Annotated in this window: 6 protein-coding genes; 1 reads left to right on the forward strand and 5 read right to left on the reverse strand. The window is 44.9% G+C overall.

Translation table 11 applies throughout. The features are described 5' to 3' along the window. Positions 1-443: 443 nt before the first annotated feature. Both ACR2PX_RS02445 and ACR2PX_RS02450 read right to left on the reverse strand, forming a co-directional pair. A complete protein-coding gene (locus tag ACR2PX_RS02445; protein ID WP_433997770.1) occupies positions 444-1,610 on the reverse strand; it encodes a hypothetical protein in 1,167 nt (388 codons plus the stop codon). A 175-nt stretch (positions 1,611-1,785) separates the two neighbouring features. Further along, complete coding sequence (locus ACR2PX_RS02450; RefSeq protein ID WP_433997771.1) at positions 1,786-2,565, reverse strand: hypothetical protein; 780 nt, start codon at positions 2,563-2,565, stop codon at positions 1,786-1,788. 406 nt (positions 2,566-2,971) lie between these two features. On the opposite strand from ACR2PX_RS02450, the gene ACR2PX_RS02455 reads away from it, so the two are divergent. Further along, the gene (locus ACR2PX_RS02455) at positions 2,972-3,283 is read left to right on the forward strand and encodes a hypothetical protein (protein ID WP_433997772.1); all 312 of its coding nucleotides are present in this window, start codon (positions 2,972-2,974) and stop codon (positions 3,281-3,283) included. Here the strand turns inward: ACR2PX_RS02455 and ACR2PX_RS02460 are convergent. From ACR2PX_RS02460 to ACR2PX_RS02470, 3 genes are all read right to left on the reverse strand, one after another. Next, positions 3,273-5,642 (reverse strand): ankyrin repeat domain-containing protein, encoded by a 2,370-nt coding sequence (locus ACR2PX_RS02460; protein ID WP_433997773.1) that lies wholly within the window; start codon positions 5,640-5,642, stop codon positions 3,273-3,275. The two genes, ACR2PX_RS02455 and ACR2PX_RS02460, sit on opposite strands and share 11 nt — an antisense overlap. A gap of 6 nt (positions 5,643-5,648) precedes the next feature. Beyond that, entirely contained in the window at positions 5,649-6,761 is a 1,113-nt protein-coding gene (locus tag ACR2PX_RS02465; protein WP_433997774.1) for an ISAs1 family transposase, read from the reverse strand. 336 nt (positions 6,762-7,097) lie between these two features. After that, the coding region (locus tag ACR2PX_RS02470; protein ID WP_433997355.1) for a zinc ribbon domain-containing protein at positions 7,098-7,205 on the reverse strand (108 nt) is incomplete at its 5' end.

Below are 7,205 nucleotides of genomic sequence, written 5' to 3' on the forward strand. Positions count from 1 at the left end.
CGTCCCTGTGTAGCACCTTGCAAGTGCATTGTTATTAACACAGGTATTTTGCCTGAACAGCACAGAGGGCGCTCCTTTCAGTTCATTCTGTCTTACTTCTTCAGATCGTTAAGCGGGACTTAAGGACAGGGAGTGGTTAAATGTGGTTTGATCCTTTTCATGATTGAGCCTCCGGATCATGCAGAGTGCTGTTCAGTGGAGAGGGCTACGCAAAGTCTAGTTCAGATTGACTGAGTTTTGATAAACTCCACACAGTAATCATCGGTAATTCACTCTTTGCCCAGAGCAGTTTACAACCACTGGTGTTTAGTTAAGCAGGACATGCCTGCAATTTCTAGACACTCCATATTCGATAAGTACGTGCCACACCATGTAGAGATTCCACCGGCCAAGTGCCAGAGAAAGTAGCGCTTCAGGTAAGTTCCAGAGGGCAAGTGCATGCACTATATTTTTTGATAGCCGACCTTGTGTCGGTATTTATAAATCAGGCATCCCACAATTGTAGCAGCTGTGCCCAGCAAGACAGCTCCACCAGTAATGGCACCTGCGATAGGCGCTATCAGGCTATTGCCACAGCCATCCTTATCTGGTTTGGATTTACACCCAGGTATACAGCCTTTAGGGTTGCAGTCCTTACCCGATTCAGGGAATTCAGTGAGACCGCAGTTTGGATACCATCCATAGTCGCTGTAATAAAATTCGGAATAACAATCGGAGCACCAGACTTGGACAATGCCCCCACAAAAGTCATTTACATCACCATATATGTTCGATACTACTTCTATGTAGAATGGGCAGCGTTGATGTGAACAGGGATTAACGCATGTTCCATATACATTCAAAGAACCATAGTAGAGACAACAATCGGAAATTACGCTGTCCCTGCAATCAAAAAAATAGCTAATATTGGCCATATGACTAAGCAGGCTTAGATCACAGGTAGAATAATCATCCTGGTGAACAGTGGGTGTAAAAGCTCCTCTTCTTAAACACCTGTTGCCTGATACTATGCAAAACAGTTCTCCCTTAAGGTCAACAACAGCTCCATCTGGTATGCTATCATCCGTTTGCAGATATAGATGTGATTCATTCCAGTCATTGGGGTTGATTTCAAAAGTCTCCTTTACTGCAATAGTGCCTTTATCATCAAAGGAAAGGTAGTTAACCGTCAGTTCAGTTTTTCTTGCTACACCCCCAGTAAAAAAAGGGATACCTTTATAAATGGGAAGGTCTGAATCTCTTTCAAGAAAGAAATAATTCGACAGAGACCCTGAGCAACGATTTTCAGTTCTACCTACGATTCTTCCTATAACATGACCCTCTTCGTTCAGTGCCTCAAATTGCCGATCCATCAATGAAAGCATCTTTAAATAGCAGGCAGGCGAGGTCAGGATGACATTATTGGATAGAAGAAACCCCTGGCAAGGTTGCGACTTTTCAGCAATAAACACTGAAGGTGAAAAATACATCAACCTTCTTTGAATATCATCGTTACCTTCTTCAGCATGAAGCGAGTTGAAAAGGCTGGCCAAAAACCAAAGAACAAAAAGAACAAAAAGAACAAAAAGAACAAAAAGAACTGTGTTTTTAATCAATAAACGGCTACCCATAAATCACCCTGCACCTCTTGTTGGAGCATCTGCAGGCAGTGGCTTACTGGCACTGACACTGTAGTAGTGATGACTGTCTGGCTTGTAATAAAAATGCCAACGGGCAGCTAAAACAAGTCTTTAGAAGATTCTTTTTCATAACAAGCCTCCCTTAAGCCAAAAAAGGGAATATTGATTAATACTGGGGAGGAGCGTGTGTTGGTTGGTGTGAAATGATTGGTACGCTTTCGGAAGGATTAGAGTAACTATTTATCCAGTTAAACGCTGCCATGCTGGTAGAAATCGGGTATCCAACAAGACATGAGAGCATTCCAGTTAATGGGCACACAATAGTGCCTACTATAGCTGGCATGGCTGTGTTTACAGTGCAGTGGGAGCAATATTGCAAAGAAAGAATACCTGGCCAGTACACACCGGCAGACATACCAGCGGAGTGAGCCTTCAACCATGTAACCAGATAGAAAAGAGTAGTGGGTATGGCGATAGCGGCTACGCCCACCCCAGCGACAATTCCAATTTGAGCCGCTGTTGACAGACCTTCATCATCGTAATCATAATCGTCATTCAGCCCTCTTCCTCTTATAGCTCTCTCGACCAATGACTTACTGACTGTATAGCATTGGTTGCTACCATCAGACAGACAAACCAGCTGGCCTTTGGTGTCAAAGATTGGTGTACCGGCAGGCAGCTGAAGTTCTGAGGATACAGTAAATACCGATTCACTCCGGGTTGCGCCAGAGGCGAGTTTGACTGGTTGCTGAAACAGCTGATTATTTTTATCAACATTGTATGCGAATGCTTGTTCCGGGGCCGGTGGAGCATCATAAAGCATGGGATAGTGGCTTGGATTGACTCCTTCTGTATCCAAGGTGACTTGCAGGAGCATACTCTTTTCAGAAAGACTGCCAGGCTGTTCTGCGACAACACCTATTGGCTCGCCCGTTAAAGTATACATTTCAATGAGCTCATCACCAGAATCTTCCCTTACTTTCCTGGCGCATAATGGCGATGTAGCTATTAAATTTTCTGTTATTCGCACTCCGCGGCAAGGTGGCGCGTCTGGCTCAGGTGTATATTCCACAAGCGTTTCGTTAGAAGGCAGGGGCATTGCTGCTACATCGAGCGGAAGTAAAGGAAATAAAAGACCAAGGACAATTACTTTGTGCGGAACAGGGATCATTACAAAATACTACCAGAAGCGTGATAGACCCAGGCAAAGTGAGAGATTCCGGATCAAGTCGATCGGCACCTGTTGAGGAAGATCACGAAAAGTCTAGACCAGATTGCGTTCCTTAGCAATATACAATTTGCTAAACCTTTAATATGCGCCATGCCATAGTGACGCCAATGGAGATGATAATATGGCAACCAATGCCGAACGTAAAGAAAGCCGCTTGGTGGCGCGTCGTACATCCACCGGGATTCAGGAAATCATCCAGCGAGCCACCGAGATTTCAACCATTGGGCTGTTTGTTGACCCTATGAAACCCGATGTAGTTCCGTTTTATCAGCAGTATGGTTTTTACCGGCTGATCCGGGAGGATTCTGGGCGTATTGAGATGTGGTTGCTTGTGGCTACCTGCGCGCTGCGCGGAAGTGGCTGGTGTTTTACTCTGAGCTTTCCGGTTGGAGCAGTGAACTTGAGCAACTTTATCCGAAACATTATTGGATAACGCATGGATCATGTTTTCTTAGTTCAGCAGCTAGCTGAGGAGAGCCGTACTCTTTGGCCAAACTAAGTGGGCTGGTACCATCTTTGTTACGTTTGCTAACAAGAGCACCATGATGGATTAACATAAGAGCCGTTTCTAGTTTATCACCTCTAACCGCTTCATGCAGAGGTGTTTCTCCAACACTATTAACACAATTAACGTTCAAACCAAGGTTGATCAGTATACGTGCGATATCAGTCCTGCCATGTCTTGCAGCACAGTGTAAAGCTGTTGTTTTACTCTTGACGTAGAGGTCTGCTCCTCGATCAAGCAATGCATAAACTATTTCAATATGGCCGCCTTTTGCGGCTTCATGAAGAGCATTCCATGTGTTATCGTAGGCAGGGTTAACTTTTGCGCCCCTTTCAATTAATGCAATGACGGTCTCTTTTTGACCAGCTGAAGCAGCAAGTTCAAGAGCCGTGCCACCATGATCAGTGCGTTTATCTACAGGAAATTGATAGTTATTGATGTCCGCCCCTCCATTAAGAAGCTCTATAACAATTTCTGTATGACCATTTTCTGCGGCAATATGCAGTGCAGCACCATAATACTCAGCTAAAAACCACCTTGTATCTTCATAAATTCTATCCAGATCAACGCCAAGTCTAATCAGTACTCTAACTGTTTTAACATTTCCACCAGATGCGGCATAGTAAATAGCCCAACACCCTTTTTCGTCCTTGATGTTTAAATCTGCCCCCTTCCCAAACAAGGCTGCTACTGTATCCGCATGATTTCCTTTTACCGCAACTAGTACCGCTGTCTCTTGTTTTTTATTTCGCGCTTCCAGGGAGATACCAAATTCAATCAGTTGCAAGGCAGTGTCGGTATGCCCGTTTTCAGCGGCTAAATGCAGAAGTGTATTTCCACCAGTATCAGTAACATCAAGCCTCATACCTGCTTCAATGCAGGCTAACACAGTTATGGTGTCACCCTTAGAGGCTGCTTTTCTGAGCCTGTCATAGTCAGTGGGATCAATATCTGGAGAGGGGGCACCAGCCGAACCTTTATCAGCTGGAGACCTATCTTCCTCCGGATTCACTTTAGGTCGAACATTAATAACTTCTGGCTCATCGCCCCCCTCGACAACAATCCGGGGTGCCCTGACTCCCCTCAACTGATCAGTAGAAATAACCCCTCTGCAATGCGAACACAGATTATTGTGAGCCTCTACCCATTGCACAATGCAAGCTCTGTGAAATATCTGGTCACAACAAGGAGTTAATACGCAATTATCCTCCATAGAATCCATACAAATCGGACATTCCATATAAACTTTTGCCTCTGTAATTGCTTTGGCTGGCTGGGGAGCTGGTAGTACTGACGGCTCAGGCTGCACATGGGTAAATATTGGCTCCAGCAACTCCAGAATCTGCTTCAGCTTTTTATCTTTTTCAACATAGGAAGATAAACGGACGTAATCGTATAATTGATGCCAGTTAAGTTTACCAAACAGACTTTGGTCGATTAGCTCATTAGCAGCAACATCGGTTAAGCCATGTAAAAGCCATGGTAAAACAGTGCCGGGCATTATTTCCCGGTCAATTAAAATATCCAATGGGGTCTGACCGACCATATTGGTGGCGGATAGCGTGGAGGGAGTGATGGTTTCAGCGTTATGGGTAAAGATGGCCTCAATATCATTGGGTGAACATTCACGGGCAAGCCTGTGCAGCAGGTTTTCACCATGTTTATCGACCACCATACTTTGTTGGTCGGTGAAGATAATAATTTGTTGTGAGCTTTCTTTTTTACAAGGCAACTCTGACCCTGGCTGATCAAGATCGGCTTTGAAAGGTGCAGAATTAATGGCTAACGAACCCAGAGGCTCTAATAAATCGGAAGACTCCAGAACAGGCGCAGATGGTTCCACAACTGGCTCTATAAGCCCCGCCCGCTCCAACTCCCCTCTCACCCAATGAATTTGAGGCGTCATCACTCCATTTGCCATTGCTCTGTGAAATAATTCGGGCCATGCCATATTGGGGCTGTCATCAAAAACGGCTTTCAACCATCGCTTATGCTCAAGGTTCCCTTGATGCAACCAGGCAACAGCTGAGACAGGTCGGCTGTTTTGTAAAAGAGCCTGCAAAGCGGAAATACCCGCATGATTGGTTGTGATAGCAACCGACTGGTCAATATGGTGATAACGGCTGTCCAGCAGCGTTTTAATTAAAGAGGGTTCTCTTCTTGCAAACAGCAGATGAAGTGGAGTGTTGTCATCACTCGCTCTCCTTTTACTCAAAAGCCCGGAGTGCAGAAGCGTGGCGCAGTTGTCGATAAATAGATTAACGACCAGGGCGATCTCATTTGGCACTAACCTTCAAATAATTCCCTGAAGCAGCAGTGCTCTGTATTCATCATCCGCTGCTGCCATAATGCGTTTGTTCTTGATACCAAGCTTCAACGTAGTCTCCTGTTTCAACAAGTTCAGAGCTATTTGTCTAAATATCGCCATATTTTCTGGGCCAAAACCTTTCCTAATACGACATTCGTCTTCTCTAAAGCCGATATCGAGCACCCAGTGCAGGTTATTTTCCACCGACCAGTGAGATCGGACTGAATCCATGAATTTTTTTGCATCGGTTGTCAGACTGGAAATAAAGTATCGTCGTTCAATACTTACCTTCTCGCCTTCGTGACGCTCGCTTTCAACCACTCCGATCATAGCAAGATCCTTCCAGTCTTCACGCTGGGTAAGCCAATGAATATCAGTGCTAGCCCAGCAGCGACGTATTTCTATTCGTCCATGGCCTTTTTCTACCGTTTCATGAAAGCTTGCGAGTTCAGGTAGCTTTTTCTTAGTTGCCAGATCATCAAGATAAAGCTTAATGTCATTGTGTAAGAGTTGTTGATTTCCTTTGACCGCCAGAAGGTAATGTGCATTTTTTTCTCTGATTTTTTCAGCGATAGCTTTCTGGCAGCCCATGGCGTCTATGCTGACGATACAACCACTGACTTCCAGCATGTCGAGCAAAGCAGGAATGGCTGTAATTTCATTCGATTTAGCCGCAGCCTTAAGCTGTCCAAGTACCATGCCTGTCTGGTTAGCCCATGCGTTAACCATATGAATGGCGGCCTTATTATCACCTTTATCGTATGAACGCCGTAGTGTTTTTCCATCAATCGCAACGACTTCACCATAAGTACGCTCAGCAATTTGTTTAACCCAATTTATAAAGCATTCGCGGAACTCATCGGGGTCAAGTCTTTCAAAGACCCGAATAAATGTATGGTGTGATGGAACGCCATGAGGCATAGGGATGAAGAGCTTTAACCAGGATTTCTTTTTCTTGGCAAGCTCAGACACCATTTTCCAGTCATCAGCTCCGCACGTAATCATACAGACGGCTATAAAAACCAGGTTCGGCAGAGGGTGTCGATGATTATCTGCACGAATTTCGGTCAGTTCTGAACAAACATCCAAGAGGGGCATTCGTGGCATCCTTAGTCGTGGAGTTAAGAATGCCATGCTTTAAAAATTGTTTTATTGTCACAGGACAAAGTGGTTAGTGCCAAATGAGATCGCCCTGCTTGCACTCGGGAGACCTATTGCTCTGGTGTGACGGGATTATTCTGTCTGCGGAAAACAAAGTCAGTCTATTACTCTGCCCTTAGGTTTTTTTTGGGCATATTACCTTTAAAACAGATGCTTTTTAGAATAAGGAAAAACGACCTGACCGCTTCTCAGAAAAATCCGACAAAACTATGCGTCGAAAGGTTTTCTATCTGAACTTTGAAATTCCTATACATACTTGACATCCTCCCCGCCCTAAAGGACGGGGATTCCTACAGCTAGACGGTCATGCCCGACCGCAAGAATGTTTCTTGCTGCGTTTACGTCACGCAGATGTTCAGCTCCGCACTCTGAACAGACCCA

Source organism: Endozoicomonas sp. (genome assembly GCF_051008435.1).
Lineage (GTDB): Bacteria > Pseudomonadota > Gammaproteobacteria > Pseudomonadales > Endozoicomonadaceae > Endozoicomonas_A.

Excerpts from the sequence above, each read along its gene's own strand:
- ACR2PX_RS02445 (WP_433997770.1), bottom strand. The coding sequence starts at position 1,610 with ATGGGTAGCCGTTTATTGATTAAAAACACAGTTCTTTTTGTTCTTTTT.
- ACR2PX_RS02450 (WP_433997771.1), bottom strand. The coding sequence starts at position 2,565 with ATGTATACTTTAACGGGCGAGCCAATAGGTGTTGTCGCAGAACAGCCT.
- ACR2PX_RS02455 (WP_433997772.1), top strand. The coding sequence starts at position 2,972 with ATGGCAACCAATGCCGAACGTAAAGAAAGCCGCTTGGTGGCGCGTCGT.
- ACR2PX_RS02465 (WP_433997774.1), bottom strand. The coding sequence starts at position 6,761 with ATGCCCCTCTTGGATGTTTGTTCAGAACTGACCGAAATTCGTGCAGAT.